The 19249-nt window shown below is 74.8% G+C and carries 20 protein-coding genes and 1 riboswitch; of the genes, 12 read left to right on the top strand and 8 right to left on the bottom strand.

All coding sequences use genetic code 11. The features are described 5' to 3' along the window. Positions 1–21: 21 nt before the first annotated feature. Positions 22–151, bottom strand: a riboswitch (cobalamin riboswitch). A gap of 133 nt (positions 152–284) precedes the next feature. Then, a complete protein-coding gene (locus ACFP1Z_RS20110; protein WP_390317972.1) occupies positions 285–512 on the bottom strand; it encodes a hypothetical protein in 228 nt (75 codons plus the stop codon). A 13-nt stretch (positions 513–525) separates the two neighbouring features. Further along, positions 526–1761 (bottom strand): inorganic phosphate transporter, encoded by a 1236-nt coding sequence (locus tag ACFP1Z_RS20105; RefSeq protein ID WP_390317970.1) that lies wholly within the window; start codon positions 1759–1761, stop codon positions 526–528. 452 nt (positions 1762–2213) lie between these two features. Here ACFP1Z_RS20105 and ACFP1Z_RS20100 point away from each other — a divergent pair, with 452 nt between their 5' ends. Continuing rightward, positions 2214–2849 (top strand): class II aldolase/adducin family protein, encoded by a 636-nt coding sequence (locus ACFP1Z_RS20100; protein WP_390318287.1) that lies wholly within the window; start codon positions 2214–2216, stop codon positions 2847–2849. Between the two features lie 100 nt (positions 2850–2949). Continuing rightward, entirely contained in the window at positions 2950–4377 is a 1428-nt protein-coding gene (locus tag ACFP1Z_RS20095) for a hypothetical protein (RefSeq protein WP_390317969.1), read from the top strand. A gap of 71 nt (positions 4378–4448) precedes the next feature. Here the strand turns inward: ACFP1Z_RS20095 and ypfJ are convergent, their stop codons facing one another. Next, positions 4449–5348, bottom strand: a complete 900-nt coding sequence (gene ypfJ, locus ACFP1Z_RS20090; protein ID WP_390317967.1) for a KPN_02809 family neutral zinc metallopeptidase — start codon at positions 5346–5348, stop codon at positions 4449–4451. A 241-nt stretch (positions 5349–5589) separates the two neighbouring features. On the opposite strand from ypfJ, the gene ACFP1Z_RS20085 reads away from it, so the two are divergent. The 3 genes from ACFP1Z_RS20085 (at position 5590) to ACFP1Z_RS20075 (ending at position 8820) form a co-directional block, all read left to right on the top strand. Next, the gene (locus ACFP1Z_RS20085; RefSeq protein WP_390317965.1) at positions 5590–7188 is read left to right on the top strand and encodes an ABC-F family ATP-binding cassette domain-containing protein; all 1599 of its coding nucleotides are present in this window, start codon (positions 5590–5592) and stop codon (positions 7186–7188) included. Between the two features lie 398 nt (positions 7189–7586). Next, a complete protein-coding gene (locus tag ACFP1Z_RS20080) occupies positions 7587–7808 on the top strand; it encodes a helix-turn-helix domain-containing protein (protein ID WP_390317963.1) in 222 nt (73 codons plus the stop codon). Positions 7809–7980: 172 nt separating this feature from the next. Continuing rightward, entirely contained in the window at positions 7981–8820 is an 840-nt protein-coding gene (locus tag ACFP1Z_RS20075; protein ID WP_390317961.1) for an enoyl-CoA hydratase/isomerase family protein, read from the top strand. Positions 8821–8880: 60 nt separating this feature from the next. On the opposite strand, the gene ACFP1Z_RS20070 is transcribed toward ACFP1Z_RS20075, so the two are convergent. After that, positions 8881–9606 (bottom strand): nucleopolyhedrovirus P10 family protein, encoded by a 726-nt coding sequence (locus ACFP1Z_RS20070; RefSeq protein ID WP_390317959.1) that lies wholly within the window; start codon positions 9604–9606, stop codon positions 8881–8883. A gap of 139 nt (positions 9607–9745) precedes the next feature. Between ACFP1Z_RS20070 and ACFP1Z_RS20065 the strand changes: the two genes are divergently transcribed. From ACFP1Z_RS20065 to amaP, 5 genes are all read left to right on the top strand, one after another. Then, positions 9746–10204: an Asp23/Gls24 family envelope stress response protein gene (locus ACFP1Z_RS20065; RefSeq protein WP_390317957.1), complete on the top strand. Its 459-nt coding sequence runs from the start codon at positions 9746–9748 to the stop codon at positions 10202–10204. 12 nt (positions 10205–10216) lie between these two features. Further along, positions 10217–10408, top strand: a complete 192-nt coding sequence (locus tag ACFP1Z_RS20060) for a hypothetical protein (protein ID WP_390317955.1) — start codon at positions 10217–10219, stop codon at positions 10406–10408. A gap of 68 nt (positions 10409–10476) precedes the next feature. Further along, positions 10477–10812, top strand: coding sequence for an Asp23/Gls24 family envelope stress response protein (locus ACFP1Z_RS20055; RefSeq protein ID WP_390318285.1), 336 nt, complete (start codon positions 10477–10479; stop codon positions 10810–10812). A gap of 506 nt (positions 10813–11318) precedes the next feature. Then, on the top strand, positions 11319–11930 hold the full coding sequence (locus ACFP1Z_RS20050) for a DUF6286 domain-containing protein (protein WP_390317953.1): 612 nt from the start codon (positions 11319–11321) through the stop codon (positions 11928–11930). 7 nt (positions 11931–11937) lie between these two features. Continuing rightward, positions 11938–12534, top strand: a complete 597-nt coding sequence (gene amaP, locus ACFP1Z_RS20045; RefSeq protein ID WP_390317951.1) for an alkaline shock response membrane anchor protein AmaP — start codon at positions 11938–11940, stop codon at positions 12532–12534. 33 nt (positions 12535–12567) lie between these two features. Here the strand turns inward: amaP and ACFP1Z_RS20040 are convergent, their stop codons facing one another. The 3 genes from ACFP1Z_RS20040 to ACFP1Z_RS20030 form a co-directional block, all read right to left on the bottom strand. Then, a complete protein-coding gene (locus ACFP1Z_RS20040) occupies positions 12568–13326 on the bottom strand; it encodes an SDR family oxidoreductase (protein ID WP_390317950.1) in 759 nt (252 codons plus the stop codon). A gap of 181 nt (positions 13327–13507) precedes the next feature. Next, positions 13508–14335, bottom strand: a complete 828-nt coding sequence (locus tag ACFP1Z_RS20035; protein ID WP_390317948.1) for an SURF1 family cytochrome oxidase biogenesis protein — start codon at positions 14333–14335, stop codon at positions 13508–13510. 72 nt (positions 14336–14407) lie between these two features. Next, on the bottom strand, positions 14408–15391 hold the full coding sequence (locus tag ACFP1Z_RS20030) for a DEDDh family exonuclease (RefSeq protein ID WP_390317947.1): 984 nt from the start codon (positions 15389–15391) through the stop codon (positions 14408–14410). A gap of 162 nt (positions 15392–15553) precedes the next feature. Here ACFP1Z_RS20030 and ACFP1Z_RS20025 point away from each other — a divergent pair, with 162 nt between their 5' ends. Beyond that, positions 15554–16465, top strand: coding sequence for a sterol desaturase family protein (locus ACFP1Z_RS20025; protein WP_390317945.1), 912 nt, complete (start codon positions 15554–15556; stop codon positions 16463–16465). Positions 16466–16497: 32 nt separating this feature from the next. Then, on the top strand, positions 16498–17481 hold the full coding sequence (locus ACFP1Z_RS20020) for a lysoplasmalogenase (RefSeq protein ID WP_390317943.1): 984 nt from the start codon (positions 16498–16500) through the stop codon (positions 17479–17481). Here the strand turns inward: ACFP1Z_RS20020 and ACFP1Z_RS20015 are convergent. Beyond that, positions 17471–19000, bottom strand: coding sequence for a S8 family serine peptidase (locus ACFP1Z_RS20015; RefSeq protein ID WP_390317941.1), 1530 nt, complete (start codon positions 18998–19000; stop codon positions 17471–17473). The two genes, ACFP1Z_RS20020 and ACFP1Z_RS20015, sit on opposite strands and share 11 nt — an antisense overlap. Between the last annotated feature and the right edge of the window lie 249 nt (positions 19001–19249).

The following is a 19249-nucleotide window of genomic DNA, read 5'->3' as shown; positions in this document are numbered from 1 at the left end:
TCGACGTGACCGGCGACCCAGAGTCTCCTGGCTCCCGGATCCGCGTCGCCCCGGCCTTCCCGCCCGCCGCTCAGGGCGGGCCGTGGCCTGACAGTGGGGGACACTCCCCGGTGACAGTGGCGGGACCGCGCCGGATTCGCACCGGCTTCCTCTGCGCTGTCGCCGTTTGGCTCCGGAAGTCCACCACGGTCCGCGAGGGCCCGTCAACTCGCCTCATCAGGCATGAAGATGCCCCTGCCCTGCCGTTTCCGGCGGGACAGGGGCGAAGCGGAGGCGGCGCGGGCTCAGGCCACGATCAGGTGGATCCCGTAGCCGACGGCCGCCGCGCACACCGCGTAGCACAGGTACGCGCCGGTGCGCGCGAGGGGCGTCGCGCCCCCGGAAGCGGAAGCGTCCGTACCCGCCTTGCGGGAGGTGCCGACGATGCCGAGGGTGAAGACGCCGACCAGCCCGACGGTCACCACGAGGCTGACGCCGAAGACCTGCCCGAGAGCTGCCCAGTTGATGTTCATCGCTTCTCTCCGGTCAGCTCGCGGCCGCGGCGGGCGCGGGCTCGGGGGCGGCGGTGGCGGTGGCGGCGAGCGCGGCGGGCGGCGGCGGGGCGACGGCCTGGATCGCGGCCGTGACCACACCCACCGGCTCGGCCTGCGGCTCCGCGGGGGAATCGGTGACGTTGTCGTGCGTGACGGGCCTGCGGCGGGAGGCCAGCCAGATCGCTCCGCTCACCGCGAGACCGAGGACCGCCACCGCGGCGACACCCCAGTCGCCCTGCTCCGCCAGGAGCGCGGCCCCGCCCGCGACCAGACCGGCGGCCGGCAGCGTCAGACACCAGGCGATCACCATGCGGCCCGCCGTCGACCAGCGCACCACGCCGCCCTTGCGGCCCAGCCCCGCGCCCATGATCGAACCGGAGCAGACCTGCGTCGTGGAGAGCGCGAAACCGATGTGCGAGGAGGCGAGGATGACGGTCGCGGCACCGGTCTGCGCGGCGAAGCCCTGCGCGGGCCTGATGTCCGTCAGACCCTTGCCGAGGGTCTGGATGATGCGCCAGCCGCCCAGGTACGTACCGAGCGCGATGGCCAGGCCCGCCGAGACGACGACCCACACCGGCGGGTCCGAGTGCGGGGCCACGACGCCGCCGGTGACCAGGGCCAGGGTGATCACACCCATCGTCTTCTGGGCGTCGTTGGTGCCGTGGGCGAGGGAGACCAGCGCGGCCGAGGCGATCTGCCCCGCGCGGTAGCCCTTGGCGGTGTCGTTCTCGTCCCGGCCCCGGGCCAGCCGGAAGGTCAGCCGGGTCGCGGCCATGGCGGCCAGACCGGCCACGACCGGGGCCGCGACCGCCGGGATGAGAACCTTCATCACCACGGCGTCGCCGTGCACACCGCCGGCGCCGACCGACACCAGCGTCGCGCCGATCAGACCGCCGAACAGCGCGTGCGAGGAGCTGGACGGCAGGCCCGCCAGCCACGTCAGCAGATTCCACACGATCGCCCCGACCAGCCCCGCGAAGATCACTTCCGGGCGGATTCCCGAGCTCTCGTCGATGATCCCGCCGGAGATGGTCTTGGCGACCTCCACCGACAGGAACGCGCCGACCAGATTGAGGACCGCGGACATGGCCACCGCGGTCCTGGGCTTGAGGGCTCCCGTGGAGATGGTGGTGGCCATGGCGTTGGCCGTGTCGTGGAAGCCGTTCGTAAAGTCGAACACCAAGGCCGTGACGATCACGATCCCGATGAGAAGCGTGATGTGTTCCATGTCCGTCTGGTCACCCAGGCAATCGCTCGATGGACAGTACAGCCAGGACCGTAAGGACTCTGGGTGAACGGAAGGTGAACGGGGTCGGGCCGAGCGGTGAGGCGAACCGGAGGGGGTCATCCATGAACGAGGGTGCTGTGAACGGCGGCCAGGGCCCGGACATGCGCGGGGACGGACACGGGGGCGCGGGGGCGCGCGGAGGCCGGACCGACGGCGGGGCCGAGCACCGCGGTGCCCGGAGCTGTGACGGTGACGACACCGGGAGCGGGCAGTCCCACGGGGACGCGGTTGCCGGGGGCGGGCGCGGTGGGCCCGCCCGGCCGGGGGCGGGCGGGCGCGCGGGCGGCGAGGCCGTCCGGTACGCGCCCGGCGCCGGAGGCGAAACCGCACAGCGGGGCGGCCGCGCGCGCCGGGAGACCTCCCCCCGGGACTCCGCCGCCCGCCGCGAGGCGATCCGGCAGGCGTGGGCCGGCGTCGTCGCCGCCGCGCGGCGCACCGTGGCCGACGGGCTCGTCGTCGGGACCTCCGGCAACGTCTCCGCGAGAGTGGGCGAAACGATCCTCGTCACCCCCAGCGGCGTCCCCTACGACCGGCTCGGCCCCGACGACGCCGTCGGCGTCGACCTCGACGGGCGGCAGGTGCTCGGCGCCCTCGCCCCCACCAGCGAACTGCCCATGCACCTGGCCGTCTACCGGGCCACCGACGCGGCCGCCGTCGTGCACACCCACGCCGTGCACGCCACCGCCGTCTCCACCCTCGTCACCGAGCTGCCGCTCATCCACTACATGGCCGGCGCCCTCGGCGGACCGGTGCGCGTCGCCCCGTACGCCCTCTACGGCACCGAGGAACTCGCCCGCCACATGCTGCGCGCCCTCGACGGACGCACGGGCTGCCTGCTGCGCAACCACGGCACCCTCACCTTCGGCCCCGGCCTCGACGCCGCCTACGACCGCACCGCGCAGCTGGAGTGGATGTGCAGGGTGTGGCTCGCCGCCTCCGCCGTCCCCGGCCGCAGCCCGGCCCTGCTGAGCCGGGACCAACTCGCCGCCGCCACCGACAAACTGCGCGGCTACGGGCAGCCCCGCTGACGGCGGCCGGGCGGCCGGCGCGGGCCACCCCCGCCCGGGGCCCGGTCCGGAGAGTCGATTCCGATTGGGTTTTCGGAGCGTCAACGGCAAGACTGCTCCTGTGACGTCCCGTACTCCGCGCGACTCCCGGCTCAGACTCGTCCCCCGACAGCCGATCGCCGCCGCCCGCAGGGCGGTGGCCGGACGGGGTTCCCGACCGGCGCCCCGACCGCCCGCCGGCACCCCGGCCCCCGCCGAACTCGCCCGGCAGGCGAGAGGCGGCCTCACCGGCGCCGTCCACGTGGCCCGCTGGGCCGCCGCCGAGCGCGGCCGCGGCACCCCCTTGCGGCCCGGAGCGTCCGGCGGCCTGGACGCGGCCGCCGCCGAACAGGCCGCCGCCACCCTGCGCCTGACGCCGCACCGGGTGCGCGCCGACTGGGACCGGGCCCGCCTCGCCGGCCTCATCGAGCTCCACGGCGACAGCGCCCGCCCCGGCTGGCGGCTGCACGCCTGGGACCGTGACGACGGTGCCGTGCTGCGCGGCTGGGTCGCCCTCTTCGACGCCTGGTCCCTCGCCCACCCCGCGCCCCCCGGCACCGACGCGACCGTCGCCGCCGAGGTCGTCGAGGCGGCGCCCCAGCTGCTGTCCGTGATGCACCTGTCGGCGGGGCCGGTCGCCGTCGCGATGCTGCTGGACCTGTTGCAGCAGCGGGTCGCCGAGATCCGCGCCGAGCGCTGCGAGGTCCCCACCGGCTGCCCGGGCCCGCCCGCACCCCGGCCGGCTCCCGTCCCCGCCGCCGACGGCAGCGACCCGCTGGCCGGGCTCCTCGACTGGGCCCTCGAAGGGCTCGCCTCCGTCGGCGCCCTCGACGTGCGGCGGAACGAGGCCGACGGCGCGCGCGAGGCCACCCTGACCCCGCTCGGCAACTGGGCGGTGTGGGTCAAGCTCGAACAGATCTGTGTCGCCGCCCAGAGCCCCGCCGGCCATATCGAGCTGTCCGCCGAGGCCATGCTGCGCGGCTGCGCCGACCTCACCCCCGGCCCGGCCCGCGCCGAGTACCGGGCCTGGCTCGCCGCCCGGCCCGTGGGCAGCGCCGTCACCGAGCTCCTCGACGCCGCGCGCGGCGACGACGCCCTGGTGCGGGGGCTGGCCTTCGAGGCGCTGCGCGCGGTCGGCGCGCCCGCCGAGCCCGCCGTACGGGCCGCCGTGGACGAGCCGTGCCTGCGCCCGTACGCGCTGCTGTGGCTCGCCGAGCACGAGGGGCACGACCCCGAGGAGACCGCCGACGTGCTCACCCGCGAGGAGGCGACCTGGCTGTGGGTGGACACCGCCGCCGCCGTCGCCGACCACGGCGAGAGCCGGCTGCTGGTCCGCCACCTGGACTCGGCCGTGCAGGGCACGGTCCCGGGCCTGCTGGAGGAGGTACGGGCCGTGGGGCACCCGCGCACCGTGCAGGTCCTCGTGGCCCTGGCCGCCGCCCACCCGGACCCGGCACTCGCGAAGGCGGTGCGCCGGGCGGCGTTCCAGGTGCACACCGGCGGGGCGTAGCCCCGCGAGCGGGCCGGGCCTCCCGCGGCGGGGGCCCGGCCCGCTCCCGCACCGCCTTCAGGCGGCCCGGCTCAGCGGAACGTGTCGCACTGCCGCATGTCGCCCGTGCGGTACCCGGTGGTGAACCACTGCTGCCGCTGCGCGGCCGAGCCGTGGGTCCAGCTCTCGGGGGTGACCCGGCCCTGGAACTTCTCCTGGATACGGTCGTCGCCGACCGCCGCGGCCGCGGACAGCCCGTCCTGGATGTCGGCCTGCGTCAGCTGCTTGAGCAGCGGCCGGCCCGTGGACTTCTCCGGCGTCGACGTCGCGTGCCGGGCCCACACGCCCGCGTAGCAGTCGGCCTGCAGCTCGACCTTGACGGAATTGCTGTTGGCGCCGGTGCGCCGGTCCTGGGCCCGGTTCAGGGTGCCGGTCAGGTTCTGGATGTGGTGCCCGTACTCGTGGGCGACGACGTACGCCTGCGCGAACGGGCCGCCGCTCGCCCCGAACTTGCTGCGCAGCTCGTCGAAGAACCCCAGGTCCAGATACACCTTGCGGTCACCGGGGCAGTAGAACGGGCCCACCGCCGAAGTCGCCGCTCCGCACGCGGTGTTGGTGCGGTTGCTGAACAGCACCGTCGAGGCCGGGGTGTAGGTGGTGCCCTGACGGGCGAGCTCCTGGCTCCAGAAGGACTGCGCGCTGTTGACGACCGCGACGATCCGGCAGTCCTCGCGGGTGTTGGCGTCCTTGCCCGTGCGGCAGTTCTGCGACACCTGCGCGTCCGTACTGGCCGAGGACCGGGGCTGCTGCCCCTGCCCCTGGGTGCCGCTCAGCCCCAGCTCCTCCGGGCCGATCCCGAAGAACAGCCCGGCGAGCAGCGCGAGCAACCCCACGATGCCGCCGCCGATGGTGTACCCCCCGCCGGGGATCCGCCCGCCCCGCTCGTCCTGCACCTGGGACGTGTCGAGGTTCGCGTCGTCGTCGAACTGCATGCGCCACCGCCTTCCACCCCTGAGTATCGGTGAACACGCCGCAGCCGCGCACTCCGGCTCCACCGGACCGGGAAAACCGCTTGCGCGCCCCCGTTAGACTTCTTCGTATGGCAATTCTCCTCGTGCATTAGACGGCGTCGGCCCGGCCCGCCGCCCGCCCCGCAGCCGTGCGGGGCCCGCCGCCGGCCGTGTTCCACCCCCCGTCCCGACCGCCGTCCCTTCCGCCCAGGAGTAATTCCCCGTGATCACCGCTTCCGGTATCGAGCTGCGCGCCGGCGCCCGTGTGCTGATCGAGTCCGCTTCCTTCCGGATCGCCAAGGGCGACCGCATCGGGCTCGTCGGCCGCAACGGGGCCGGCAAGACCACCCTCACCAAGTGCCTCGCCGGCGAGGGCATGCCGGCCGGCGGCACGATCTCCCGCTCCGGCGAGGTCGGCTATCTGCCGCAGGACCCGCGCACCGGCGACCTCGACGTGCTGGCCCGCGACCGTGTCCTCTCCGCCCGCGGCCTCGACGTCCTGCTGCGCAAGATGCGCGAGAACGAGGACCGCATGGCCAACGGCAAGGGCGCGACCCGCGAGAAGGCCATGAAGAGGTACGAGCGCCTGGAGACCGAGTTCCTCACCAAGGGCGGCTACGCCGCCGAGTCCGAGGCCGCGACCATCGCCGCCGCGCTCAGCCTGCCCGACCGCGTGCTCGGCCAGCCGCTGCACACCCTCTCCGGCGGTCAGCGCCGTCGTGTCGAGCTCGCCCGGATCCTCTTCTCCGACGCCGACACCCTGCTGCTCGACGAGCCCACCAACCACCTCGACGCCGACTCGATCGCCTGGCTGCGGGACTATCTGAAGACCTACCGCGGCGGCTTCGTCGTCATCTCCCACGACGTCGACCTCGTCGAGACCGTCGTCAACAAGGTCTTCTACCTCGACGCCAACCGCTCGGTCATCGACATCTACAACATGGGCTGGAAGCTCTACCAGCAGCAGCGCGAGGCCGACGAGAAGCGCCGCAGGCGCGAGCGGCAGAACGCGGAGAAGAAGGCCGCCGCGCTCAACGCCCAGGCCGACAAGATGCGCGCCAAGGCCACCAAGACCGTCGCCGCGCAGAACATGGCCCGCCGCGCCGAGAAGCTGCTCTCCGGGCTGGAGGCGGAGCGCGCCGCCGACAAGGTCGCCAAGCTGCGCTTCCCCGAGCCCGCGCCCTGCGGGAAGACCCCGCTGATGGCGGAGGGCCTGTCGAAGTCGTACGGCTCGCTGGAGATCTTCACCGACGTCGACCTGGCCATCGACAAGGGCTCCCGCGTCGTCATCCTCGGCCTCAACGGCGCGGGCAAGACCACCCTGCTGCGCCTGCTCGGCGGCGTCGAGAAGCCCGACACCGGCAAGGTCGTCGAGGGCCACGGCCTCAAGCTGGGCTACTACGCGCAGGAGCACGAGACCCTCGACCCCGACCGCACGGTCCTGGAGAACATGCGCTCCGCCGCGCCCGACCTCGACCTGGTCGAGGTGCGCAAGGTGCTCGGCTCGTTCCTGTTCTCCGGCGACGACGTCGACAAGCCCGCGGGCGTCCTCTCCGGCGGCGAGAAGACCCGTCTCGCGCTGGCCACGCTGGTCGTCTCCTCCGCCAACGTGCTGCTGCTGGACGAGCCCACGAACAACCTCGACCCCGCCAGCCGCGAGGAGATCCTCGGCGCCCTGCGCACCTACAAGGGCGCGGTCGTCCTGGTCACCCACGACGAGGGCGCCGTCGACGCGCTCCAGCCCGAGCGCATCATCCTGCTGCCGGACGGTGTCGAGGACCTGTGGGGCCCGGACTACGCGGATCTCGTCGCCCTCGCGTGACGGCGGCCGGGCGCCCCGGCGGGACGGCGCCGCGGTGCCCGGCCGCGCGTCGATCAGCGCGGTCCCGATCATTCGGCCGACGGGTGATCCATCATCTGAGTGAGGGCGGCTCGTACCCCGGCTGCGGCCGCCGCTCCGGCGCACGCCCCGTGCCATGCGCCGGAGCATCCGACCCGCCCGCTCACCGTGCCCCGCCTGACCTGCCGCTTCGCCGCGCCACCCGGACGGCCGTACGAGCGCGACCGATCGGAAGGCGCTGTTCCGGCCGCTTCCACCGCCGGAAACAGCGGATGCATCTTCCCTTGGACTTCTTGTGGACCTTGTCGAATGGGTGGCCAGGAGGCCGGGGAGGGGTGATCATGAGAGTCAAGAGGCGCATCTCCCATGAGGAGGCACGGGTGGCCGAGACTCTGAAGAAGGGCAGCCGGGTGACCGGCGCCGCGCGCGAAAAGCTCGCGGCAGACCTGAAGAAGAAGTACGACGCGGGTGCGAGCATCAGGGCGCTGGCCGAAGAGACCGGCCGCTCCTACGGCTTCGTGCACCGGATGCTGACCGAGTCCGGCGTGGTCCTGCGCGGCCGCGGCGGAGCGACGCGCGGCAAGAAGGCAGCCTCGGTCTGACTCCGGGGGTCCGCCTCCAGGGCCCGGCCCGGTCCGCGGTCCGCGGCGGCTGTTCACGCAAGCCGCGCATCCCCAGGGCACCGTCGGTGTGACCAGTGCCACCCGGCCGAGCCGTCGGCCGGGTGGTTACTGTGCAGTATCACAGTGACTGCAGCCGAACCGGAGGCCCTGTATGACCGCTCCCGAGCCCCTGCCCGACGCACAGCGCGACCCCTCGCGCGACGTCCCGCGCGACGCCCTGCTCGACAAGGACGGCGTCCGGCTCACCGTGGACGGCGCGGTGGCCACCGTCACGCTCGCCAACCCCGCCAAGCGCAACGCCCAGTCGCCCGCGATGTGGCGGGCGCTGGCCGCGGCGGGCCGGGAACTGCCCGGCGATGTGCGGGTGGTCGTGCTGCGCGCGGAGGGCAAGTCCTTCTCCGCCGGGCTCGACCGGCAGGCGTTCACCCCCGACGGCTTCGAGGGCGAGCCGTCCTTCCTGGACCTGGCCCGCGGCTCCGACGCCGAGCTGGACGCCGAAATCGCCGCGTACCAGGAGGCGTTCACCTGGTGGCGGCGCAATGACATCGTCTCCGTCGCGGCCGTGCAGGGACACGCGATAGGCGCCGGCTTCCAGCTCGCCCTCGCCTGCGATCTGCGGGTGTGCGCCGAGGACGCGCAGTTCGCGATGCGCGAGACGAGCCTGGGCCTGGTGCCCGACCTCACCGGCACCCATCCGCTGCTCTCGCTCGTCGGCTACGCCCGCGCGCTCGACATCTGCGCCACGGGCCGTTTCGTACGCGCCGAGGAGGCCGAGCGCACCGGGCTGGCCAATCTCGTCGTGCCGCTCGCCGAACTCGACGCGGCCGTCGCCGACCTCGCGGCCGCCCTGCTGGCCGCGCCGCGCGACGCGCTCATCGAGACGAAGGCGCTGCTGCGCGACGGCCTCGGCCGTACGTACGAGGAGCAGCGGTCGGCCGAACGCGCCGCCCAGGCACGCCGGTTGCGCGACCTGGCGGGCCTGGGCGAGTGAACCGGGGCGCGGTACGGGCGAGTCGGGGGCGTGCCCGCCCCACGGCCCGCTCCCCCCGGTTCACTTCGCGTCGACGGCCGTGACCACGGCGGCGACCGTGACCGGTGCCGGGGAGGCCGCGGCCGTCGCCGCCCGTACCGCGCGGGCCACCTCCAGCGCGCGGTGGCCCGCCGCGACCGCGAACTGCGCGCTCACGTGCCGGACCGTATGGCTCCCGGGCCCCTCGCCCGTACGGTCCTCGACGCGGACCGCGCGCTCCGCCCCGGCGAGCGCGGGGGCGAGGCGGGCGACGCCCGGCACGGCGCGCACGGCGCGGGCGAGGGCGTCGGCGGGGGACTCCGCCTCCCACGGCCCGGGCGGCCCGGGCGGCTCGTCAGGTTCGGCAGGTTGGTCCAACAGCGCCGTCACCCGCAGGTCGACCGAGTCGAGCGCGAGCCCGAGCAGTTCCTCGGAGGCCGACCACAGGGCCGCGCGCAGCCGTGCGGCGACGGCCGGCAGCGGGGCGTCCGCCGTGGCCGCGAAGTCCGCCGTGATCCGCAGCGGGCCGGGCGGCAGGGCGCCGGGCGGCGGCGGGACGGCCGGCCGCGACGCCGCGCCCGCCTCCGCGAGGTCCAGCCGCAGCGTCTCCAGGCGCACGCCGGGCAGGGCGCCGGCCACGGCCCGCCGCAGCGCGCCGGCCGCCGCGCACTCCAGGATCCACGCGCCGTCCTCCGGCCCGCCCAGCGGCAGGGTGCGGCCGAGCCGGAGCTGCCGCCGTACGGTCCGTACCGAGCGGTCCTGGCTCATCGGCCCCTCCTTCCGTGGGATCTCCCGCGCGGGGCGGGGAAAGCACACCTAGGGTGGCAGAAGGAGCCGCTCCCGTCGGCCCCGCCACCGCTCCAGCCGCACGGCCCGCAACTCCCGCACGGAAATGAGGCGATCGACGATGACCGACAGCGCACCGCGGAACCGGACCGAGGCCACGGGCGGCCCGGCGGGCCCCGGCCGGGAGCTGCCCGCCCCCGCCGACCGCGGCCGCACCACCATCGCCGACGGCGTCGTGGAGAAGATCGCCGGGCTCGCGGCCCGGGATGTCGTCGGGGTGCACGCGATGGGCGGCGGCCTCGCCCGCACCTTCGGCGCCGTGCGCGACCGGGTGCCCGGCGGCAAGTCCGTCGCGCGCGGGGTCAAGGCGGAGGTCGGCGAGGTCCAGACGGCCCTCGACCTGGAGATCGTCGTGGACTACGGGGTGGCGATCGCGGAGGTCGCCCGCTCGGTGCGGGAGAACGTCATCGCGGCGGTGGAGCGGATGACCGGCCTGGAGGTCGTCGAGGTCAACATCGCCGTGAGCGATGTGAAACTGCCGGACGAGGAAGAGGACGAGCCGGAGCCGAGGCTCCAGTAAAGGGGGCGTGCGATGAGCATGGCCGTGGTCGGCATGATCGCCGGCATGGCGCTCGGATTCGCCGGGTACTTCGGCGGGTTCGGGGCTTTCCTGCTGGTCGCGGCGCTGGGCGCGATCGGGTTCGTGGTGGGCCGGTTCCTGGACGGGGATCTCGACCCGGGCGACTTCTTCCGCTCGCGCGAGCGCGACGGACGGCGCCGGTGACGGTGGCGGTCGTGGCGGCGTCGGCGTCGAGGGCGGGTTCGCCGCCGGGGGAGCGGTGAGGGCGCGTGGTGGAACCGGCTGAGCGCGGGGCGACGCGGATCGCCGACCGCGTCGTCGCCAAGCTGGCCTCGCAGGCGGCGCGGGAGGCGCTGAGCGCCACCGCCCCGGAGGACAGCACGCCCCCGTACGCCACGGTCGTCGTCCACGACGGCGCCGCCCGGGTCCGCGTCGCCGTCGAACTGGACTACCCCTGCGACATCGCCGCCCGCTGCCGCGCCGTACGGCAGCGGATCACCGAGCGCGTACGGGAACTCGCGGACCTGTCGGTGCCGGAGGTCACGGTCATGGTGGAGCGGCTGCACTCGCCGCACACGCTCTCCGCCGGACGGGAGCGGGTGCGATGACGGGACGTCAGGAGGAGGGGCGGGGGCGGGAGCCGGGCGCCGGGCGTGGGGAGGGGCCGAGGGGTTCTGGTGCTCCGGAGTCGGGTGTTGGGCGTGGGGGCGGGCCGAGGGGTTCTGGTGCTCCGGAGTCGGGTGTCGGGTGTGGGGGCGGGCCGAGGGGTTCTGGTGCTCCGGAGTCGGGTGTCGGGTGTGGGGACGGATCGAGGGGTTCTGGTGCCCCGGAGCCGGGTGCCGGGCGTGCGGGCGGATCGAGGGGTTCCGGTGCCCGGGTGCCGGGTGTCGGGCGTGCGGAGGGGCCTAGGGGTTCCGGTGCTCCGGTGCCGGGTGTCGGGCGTGGGGGCGGGCCTAGGGGTTCCGGTGCTCCGGAGTCGGGTGTTGGGCGTGGGGGCGGGTCGAAGGACCCCGGTGTCCCGGAGTCGGGTGCCGTTCCGGCCGGGGCCGGGGACGCGTGGGAGCCCGTCGGTGCGCGGCAGTCCGGCGGCCCCCGCCGTCCGGTCCGGCCCGGGGTGCCGGAGCTCCATCTGTCCGGGACGGTCCCGGCGCCCCCGGCCCCTCCCGCCGCGCCGGACGGCGCCCCGCGTGCCCGCCGGTTCCGGTCCGCGCGGCGGGTGCCCGCCGTGCTCGCGGCGGTCGTGGTGCTGGGCGCGGCCGGGGCGCTGCTCTACGACGTCGCGGCCGTACGGGCCTCCCGCCCCGCGACCGCCTGGCGCCGCCGGCTCGCCCGCGAACTGGCCGAACGCCCCCTGGACGACGCCTGGATCGTCGCCGGCGCGGCGGTGGCGGTCGTCCTGGGCGGCTGGCTGCTCGTGCTCGCGGTCACCCCCGGGCTGCGCGGGGTGCTGCCGATGCGCCGCGACACCCCGGGCCTGCGGGCCGGGCTCGACCGCCGGGCGGCCGCGCTCGTCCTGCGCGACCGGGCCCTGCGGATCCCCGGCGTGCAGTCGGTGCGCGTCGACGTCGGCCGCCGTCTGATCCGGGTCCGGGCGCAGTCGCACTTCAGGGACCTCGACGACGTACGGTCCGACCTGGACGACGTACTGGCCGACGGGGTACGGGAGTTGGGGCTCGCCCGGCACCCGGTGCTGTCGGTGCGGGTGCACCGGCCGGTGAAGAGGTGAGCGCACGGTGCTGAGAAGTGTCAACCGGATCCTGCTGGGGCTCGCCGGAGCGCTGCTGATCGCGTGCGGCGCCGCCGTACTCGTCGGCGCGCTGAGCCTGAAGCACCACTGGGGTCTCCCCCTGCCCTCGTGGTGGCCCTACCAGGACCCGCACGACGTGCTGCTGCCCGCCGGCACCCGGCGCCGTTGGCGGCACGAGGAGTGGTGGTGGCCGGCCGTCCTCGCCGCCCTCGCGGCCGTGGCGCTGCTCGCGGTGTGGTGGCTGCTGGCCCAGCTGCGCCGGCGCCGCACCACGGACGTCCTGGTGGACTGCGGCGACGGCGAGGCCGCGGTGGTGCGCGGCCGGGCGCTGGAGGAGGCGCTGTCCGCCGAGGCGGAGTCACTGGAGGGCGTCGACCGCGCCCTGGTCGCCCTGCGGGGGCGCCGTACGGCCCCGGAGGCCCGGGTGGCCCTGCGGCTGTCCCCGCACGCCTCCCCGTCCGAGGCCCTGCGGCTGCTGGACGCCGAGGTGCTGGCGCACGCCCGTGCCTCGGCGGGCCTGGACGCCCTCCCGGCGGAGGTCCGCCTGACGGCGTTGCGGCACCGGGCGGAACGCGTGGAGTGAGGGGGTGAGGGGGGCCTGCGGGGCAGGCGCCCCTCACCAGCCGTGCAGCGCGCCCCCGTCCACCGGCACCGTCACGCCCGTCAGATACGAGGCCGCCGGGGACAGCAGGAAGGCCGCGACCCTGCCGAACTCCTCCGGGGTGCCGTAACGGCGCAGGGGGATGCCTTCCTCGGCGCGGGCCCGGGCCGCCGCCGGGTCGGGGGCGGCGCCGTCGAGTTCGCGGACCCGGTCGGTGTCGATACGGCCCGGCAGCAGCCCGACCACCCGGATGCCGCGCGGTCCCACCTCCAGCGACAGCGACTTCGCGAAGCCCGCGAGGCCGGGGCGCAGCCCATTGGAGATGGTCAGTCCGGGGATCGGCTCGCGCACCGAGCCGGACAGCACGAGGCCGACGACCCCGCCCTCGCCGAGCTCGGCGGCCGCCGAGCGCGCCATGCGGACCGCGCCGAGGAAGACCGACTCGAACGCGGACCGCCACTGCTCGTCGGTGTTCCCGGCCGCCGAACCGGGCGGCGGGCCGCCGACGCTGACCAGGACGCCGTCGAAGCGTCCGAAGCGCTCGCGGGCGGTGGCGATCAGACGGGCGGCGGTCGCGGGGTCGCTGTTGTCGGCGGCGACGCCGACGGCGCGCTCCGCGCCCAGCTCCTCGGCGGCGGCCCGCACGGCCCGCCCGTCTCGCGCGGACTGGCCCACCTTCGCGCCGTCGGCGGCCAGTTCGCGGGCCGTCGCGAGGCCCAGCCCCCGGCTCGCGCCGGTCAGCACGTACACCCGGTCCTTGAGTCCAAGATCCATGCGGGCAGTGTGCCACCGGGGCCGTCCGTTCAGGGACCGCCGTCCGTTCCGGGCGTTGCCCGCGTGGAGGCGGCCGGTGCCCGGACGAGGGCTGTGGCGGCGGAGGCAGGCGCGGGGGTGCGGTCCGGTGCGGGGCCAGGGGGTACGGACGCTGCGGGGCGGCCCGGCGTCCTGCGCCGCGTCAGCGGCTCGCGGCCGGGTTCGCCGTGTCCGGTGCCGGCGCGGTTCCGGTGCCGGCGTCCGTGGTCTTCGCCGAGGCCGCGGCCGCGGTCGCGGCACGGTCGCGCCGTTCCCGGCGTACCAGGATCACCCAGCCCACCGGCACGAAGGCCGAGAAGAGCCACCACTGGATCGCGTACGCCATGTGCGGGCCGATGCTGTCGTGGTCCGGGGCGGGCACCAGCTGGGTGCCGCCGGAGACCTTCTCGTCGCTCAACTCGATGTAGCCGCCGAGGACGGGCCGGCCCAGGGCCCGCGCCTGCCGTTCGCTGTTGATGAGCATGACCTGCCGGGGCGGCAGCCCCTTGGTGTCCTTGATGCCCTCACCGGGCCGCTCGTCGGCCCGCAGCCGGCCGGTGACGGTGACGCGGCCGGACGGCGCGGCGGGCACGTCGGGGAAGTCCCGCTGGCTGCGGTCGGCCGGGATCCAGCCCCGGTTGACGAGCACGGCCCGCCCGTCGTCGAGCAGCAGCGGGGTCAATACCCAGTAGCCCGACTTGCCGTCCTCGCCGGTGCGCAGCCGCACCACGACCTCGTCCTTGGTGTCGTACGTGCCGCTCGCGGTCACCGTGCGCCACACGTCCTCGCCCGGCACGGCCCGCCCGGGGGCGGTCAGCTCGGTGACGGGGACGGGGTCGGCGGCGATGCTGCGGGCCACCAGGGCATTGCGGGCGACCCGGCTCTCGTGGCGATGGAACTGCCAGAAGCCCAGTTCGATCATCACCGGAATCAGGACGAGCCCCACGAGCGTGAGGATCACCCACTGCCGGGACAACAGGAAGCGGTACACGCGCTCGACGGTACCCCGCGCCCGCGCACCGCCTTCCATCGGCCCGGCACCGGGGGACACCCCGGGCGCGGATCAGGCCCGGGGCGCGGGCAGCACGTGCGAGAGCAGCTGGACGAACGCGGCCTCGTCGATCACCGGAGTGCCGTAGGAACGCGCCCGGGAGGTCTTGGACGTGGGGGAGCCGGGGTCGTTGGTGACCAGAACACTGGTGAGCCGGGAGACACCGCTGGCCACATGCAGCCCGGCCTCGGTCGCACGGTCCTCCAGCAGCTCGCGGTCGATGGAGGTGTCGCCGGAGAACGCCACCCGCATGCCCTGCACGAGCTGCCCGCCCCGCTCGTAGCGGCCGGGGTTGGGATACGGGCACGCGGGCCGTCTGCGGCTGGTCCGCCAGGTCGCCGACCGGGCCGACGGCAGAAAGCCGGCCGCCGGGCGCACCGGCTCGTCGGACCACTCGGTCAGCGGCTGGCAGGCCAGCAGCGGCAGCCGCAGCCCCCGCTCCGCCGCCCGCTGCAGGCTCGGCCGGAACGCCTCGGCCAGCACCCGGGCGTCGTCGAGCGCGTGATGGGCCCTCTCCTGCACCACGCCGTAGTGCGCGGCCAGGGACTCCAGCTTGTGGTTGGGCAGCGGCAGCCCCAGCTCCTTCGACAGCGCGATCGTGCACAGCCGCTGCCGCACCGGCGCGGTGACGCTCGCGCGCGCGTACTCACGGGCGATCATCGACCAGTCGAAGGCCGCGTTGTGCGCGACGAGCACCCGCCCGGCCAGCCGCTCGGCCAGCGCGCCCGCGATCTCCGGGAAGCGCGGCGCGTCCGCGAGGACCTCGGAGGTCAGCCCGTGGATCCACACCGGGCCGGGGTCCCGCTCGGGGTTGACGAGCGTGTACCAGCGGTCCTGCGTCCGGCCCCGGGCGTCGAGCTGGTAGACGGCGGCCGACACTATCCGGTCGTCGCGGGCGAGCCCGGTGGTCTCCACGTCGACGACCGCGTACCCCTCGGGATACGCGGCCGGCCAGGGAGTCGGCGACGATTCGGCTGCGGTGCGGTCTGCGAGCATGGTCCAAGAGCTTACGGGCCCCCGCTGACACCGCCGCCCGCGCCCGGTCCGGACCCGCGCCCTCCGCCGCGCCCCGCCTGCCCGAACCCGAGGTAACAAAAATCCGTACCGCACGGTAACGGCCTCTGGCGGAGCGCGCGTTGACGCGCTTATGGTGCCGCCATGCCACACCTTCCCGATGTCGTGCTGTGGTCCGTACCCGCCTTTCTCCTGCTGACCGTGCTGGAGTTGGTGAGTTACCGGCTGCACCCGGCCGAGGAGAGCGGCGCCGCGGGCTACGAGGCGAAGGACGCGGCGACGAGCATCACCATGGGCCTGGGCAGCCTCGTCTTCGACGCGCTGTGGAAGATCCCCATCGTCGGCATCTACACAGCCGTCTACGAACTCACCCCCCTGCGTGTGCCCGTCCTGTGGTGGACGCTGCCGCTGATGCTGCTCGTCCAGGACTTCTTCTACTACTGGTCGCACCGCGGCCACCACGTCGTACGCATCCTGTGGGCCTGCCACGTCGTGCACCACTCCAGCCGCAAGTTCAATCTGACGACGGCCCTGCGGCAGCCCTGGACCACGCTCACGGTGTGGCCGTTCTACGTGCCGATGGTCGCCCTGGGCGTGCACCCGGCGGCCGTGGGCTTCTGCTCCTCCGCCAACCTCGTCTACCAGTTCTGGGTGCACACCGAGCGGGTGCGGCGGCTGCCCGCGCCCTTCGAGTACGTGCTGAACACCGCCTCCCACCACCGCGTCCACCACGCCTCCCAAGGCTCCTACCTGGACCGGAACTTCGGCGGCATCCTCATCGTGTGGGACCGCCTCTTCGGGACGTTCGTCCCCGAGACCGAACGCCCCGTCTACGGGCTGACGAAGAACATCCACACCTACAACCCGCTGCGCGTGGCCACCCACGAGTACGTGGCCATCGCCCGCGACCTGCGGGCGGCCCGCGGCTGGGGCGAGCGCGCGGGCCGCGTCTTCAGGGGCCCGGGCTGGCAGCCGAAGCCCGCGACAGCGGCCGCAACGAACGAACCACCCCCTCCGGCACGGGGTTCCGCGCCAGCCACCGAGCGGGTCGCGTGAGAGCGCGGGCCCGGGCCCGCACGGCCCGGGCTGTGACCACGATCCGTGCGGCCGTGCGCGCGGCCGTCGCGGACGACGACAGGGGCCGAGCCCGTCCGTCGGCCGTCTCGGCACTGCTCGCGGTGGCTGCTGCCGGTACGGCGGTGCGGGCGTCTGCGGCGGACGGTGGTGCGGGCCGCGCCTGCCCGGCGGCGATCCGTGCGTTGCGCGCAGCTGTCGCCGCCGGTACGGCGGTGCAGGCATCCGCAGCGGGCGATGGTGCAGGCCGCGTCCGCCCGGCGGCGCCCCGTGCGTTGCGCGCCGCGCTCGCCGCCGCCCGCACGGCGCTGCGCGCACCCGCCGTGGACGGTGGTGCGAGCCACCCCCACCCCGCGGTGCCCCGCGTGCTGCTCGCCGGCTTCGGTGGCGTCGCCGCCGCTCACCTGGGTGCGCTGCTCGCCGGTGCGCCCGTCGCGCAGGTCACCAAGCCGGCGTTGATGCCGCTGCTCGGCGCGTACGCGCTCGCGCGGGGCGGGCCCCGGTTGCTGGTGGGGGCGCTGTTGTTCGGCTGCGGGGGAGACGTGCTGCTGCAACTCGGCGGGCGGCTGCCGTTTCTGCTCGGTATGGGCTCCTTCGCCGCCGGGCACGGCTGCTACCTCGCGCTGTTCGCCCGGCACGGCGCCGACTCCCGGGCGCGCGGCCGGGGTTACGTGCTCGCGGCCGGGTACGGGGCCGCCTGGCTGGGTACCGTGACGCTGCTGTGGCCCGGGCTGGAGGACGGGCTGCGGGTGCCCGTCGGCCTGTACAGCCTGCTGCTCACCGCGACGGCCCTGGCCGCGACCCGCGCGGGAGCGCGGACCGCGGCGGGCGGGCTGGCGTTCCTGCTGTCGGACACGCTCATCGCGAGCGGCCTGGCCGGGTGGCCGCAGCCGCCCGCACCGCAGTTCTGGATCATGCTCACGTATCTCGTGGCGCAGTTCCTGCTGGCGGACGGGCTGCTGCGGCGCGTACCGGCTCAGCCCCAGGTCACTCGGTGACGGCCTTCAGGGCGTTGACGATGCCGTAGCCGAAGTGGCTGTTGATGTGCTGGGTACCGGTGCAGGTCGGGTCGGCCTTGCTCTCGCCGGAGTTCTCACCGGAGGGAACGGGGCAGCCCGGGTTGTCCGCCTCGGCGCGCAGCACCCAGCGGATCTCCTGCGGCGTGTACTTCGGGTGCGCGCTCTTGATCAGCGCGGCCACGCCGGCCACGTGCGGGCTGGCCATCGAGGTGCCCTGGAGATAGCCGAACTCGCCGCCGGGCAGCGTGGAGAGTATCCGGCCGTCCTTGCCGGGCAGTTCGGGGATCTGGCGGTTGTCGCCGCCGGGCGCCGCGACGTCCACGCGCCCGAGCCCGTAGTTGGAGTAGTAGGACTTCAGCGACTTCGCGCCGGTCGCCGAGACGGAGACGACGCCCGGCAACTCGGCGGGGACGTCCAGGCACTTGGCCGGGTCGACGGTGCGCGTCACCGGGGTCGAGTCGTTGGGGCTGGAGGAGTCCTGCAGCTCCTTGGCCGCCAGGTTCATGTTGGAGTTGCCGGCGGCGGCCACGTTGACGGTGCCCCGGCGCTGGGCGTACGCGGCGGCCCGGCCGACCGCGTCCGCTATCGCCTTCTGGTCGGGCTGGTCGGCGCAGTTGAACAGCCACGGGTCCACGTAGTAGCTGTTGTTCGTCACCGCGATGTTGTGCTCGGCGGCGAAGACGAACGCGCACACCACGCTCTCCGCGTAGAAGAGGCTGCCGCCCTTCGTGGAGACCTTGATGGCCGAGACCTTCACGTTCGGGGCGACGCCCGCCACGCCCTGCCCGTTGCGGGCGGCGGCTATCGTGCCGGCCACGTGCGTGCCGTGGTAGTCGGTCTCCGGGTCGAACGGCCGCCAGGCGCCGGGGCTCGTGTCGGCCTTGCCGGTGACGCAACTCGCCGACTGCGAACGGGAGAAGTTCGGCGCGAGGTTCGGGTGGGTGTCGTCCACGCCGGTGTCTATCACGCCGACGGTGACGGCGCGGCTGCCCGGGTTGACCCGCGCGGCCTCGTCCGCCTTGATGGCCGGCAGGTCCCACTGCAGGCCCTCCAGCGGCTCCTTGCCGTCCTCCTTGGCCCGGACCAGGCTCCGCGCGCCCTTCTTGGGGAGCTCGACCTTCTCGGGCTTGCCGATGTCCGTGGTGGCCGAGGAGGTGATCGGCGCGGTACGGGTGGCGCCCGCGGAGGCCACTCCCGGCACGGTGCGCAGGGTCTTGGCGAAGTCCGGGTTCGCGGAGTGGGCGACGACGACGCCGATCTTCTCGTAGGCCGCGACGACGCTGCCGCCGGCCTTGCCGACGGCCTGCTTCACGCGGGAGACGGTCGCGTGGTCGGTCGCCGAGTTGACCACGTACGACAGCAGCGGCCCGTCCGTGGCGGCCGGCGGCTGCGGGGCCGCCGAGGCGGCGGTGGGCAGCAGACCGATCGAGGCGGTGAGCGCGAGCCCGGCCGGGACGGCCAGCAGCGCGAGGCGGCGTCTGGAACGTGCGGGAGCCATGGGTTCTCCACATCATCCGAGGGCCGCCGGACGCGGATGCGCCCGGCGGGTACATGACGAGTGAAGCTAGCGCCGGTCAGGCCCCCGGGACAACGGATTCCGGGGACGAATTCCGGCGACAACGTGCGGGAAGACCTGCGGTCCGCACCGATATGACGCCGCGTCAGGCGGAGCCGGGGTGCGCGGGGGGCGAGAGCGCCGGGGACAGGAGCGCGAACCGTGGCCGTCCGGACCGGCGCTGGGCCTTCA

It is taken from the genome of Streptomyces gamaensis (assembly GCF_042656465.1).
Taxonomy (GTDB): Bacteria; Actinomycetota; Actinomycetes; order Streptomycetales; family Streptomycetaceae; genus Streptomyces; species Streptomyces gamaensis.
This window is presented reverse-complemented; position numbering and strand designations above follow the sequence as displayed.

Excerpts from the sequence above, each read along its gene's own strand:
- ACFP1Z_RS20110 (WP_390317972.1), bottom strand. The coding sequence starts at position 512 with ATGAACATCAACTGGGCAGCTCTCGGGCAGGTCTTCGGCGTCAGCCTC.
- ACFP1Z_RS20030 (WP_390317947.1), bottom strand. The coding sequence starts at position 15,391 with ATGCTCGCAGACCGCACCGCAGCCGAATCGTCGCCGACTCCCTGGCCG.
- ACFP1Z_RS20015 (WP_390317941.1), bottom strand. The coding sequence starts at position 19,000 with ATGGCTCCCGCACGTTCCAGACGCCGCCTCGCGCTGCTGGCCGTCCCG.
- ACFP1Z_RS20065 (WP_390317957.1), top strand. The coding sequence starts at position 9,746 with ATGACCGACAGCGCACCGCGGAACCGGACCGAGGCCACGGGCGGCCCG.
- ypfJ (WP_390317967.1), bottom strand. The coding sequence starts at position 5,348 with ATGCAGTTCGACGACGACGCGAACCTCGACACGTCCCAGGTGCAGGAC.
- ACFP1Z_RS20060 (WP_390317955.1), top strand. The coding sequence starts at position 10,217 with ATGAGCATGGCCGTGGTCGGCATGATCGCCGGCATGGCGCTCGGATTC.
- ACFP1Z_RS20075 (WP_390317961.1), top strand. The coding sequence starts at position 7,981 with ATGACCGCTCCCGAGCCCCTGCCCGACGCACAGCGCGACCCCTCGCGC.
- ACFP1Z_RS20105 (WP_390317970.1), bottom strand. The coding sequence starts at position 1,761 with ATGGAACACATCACGCTTCTCATCGGGATCGTGATCGTCACGGCCTTG.
- ACFP1Z_RS20040 (WP_390317950.1), bottom strand. The coding sequence starts at position 13,326 with ATGGATCTTGGACTCAAGGACCGGGTGTACGTGCTGACCGGCGCGAGC.
- ACFP1Z_RS20070 (WP_390317959.1), bottom strand. The coding sequence starts at position 9,606 with ATGAGCCAGGACCGCTCGGTACGGACCGTACGGCGGCAGCTCCGGCTC.
- ACFP1Z_RS20025 (WP_390317945.1), top strand. The coding sequence starts at position 15,554 with ATGCCACACCTTCCCGATGTCGTGCTGTGGTCCGTACCCGCCTTTCTC.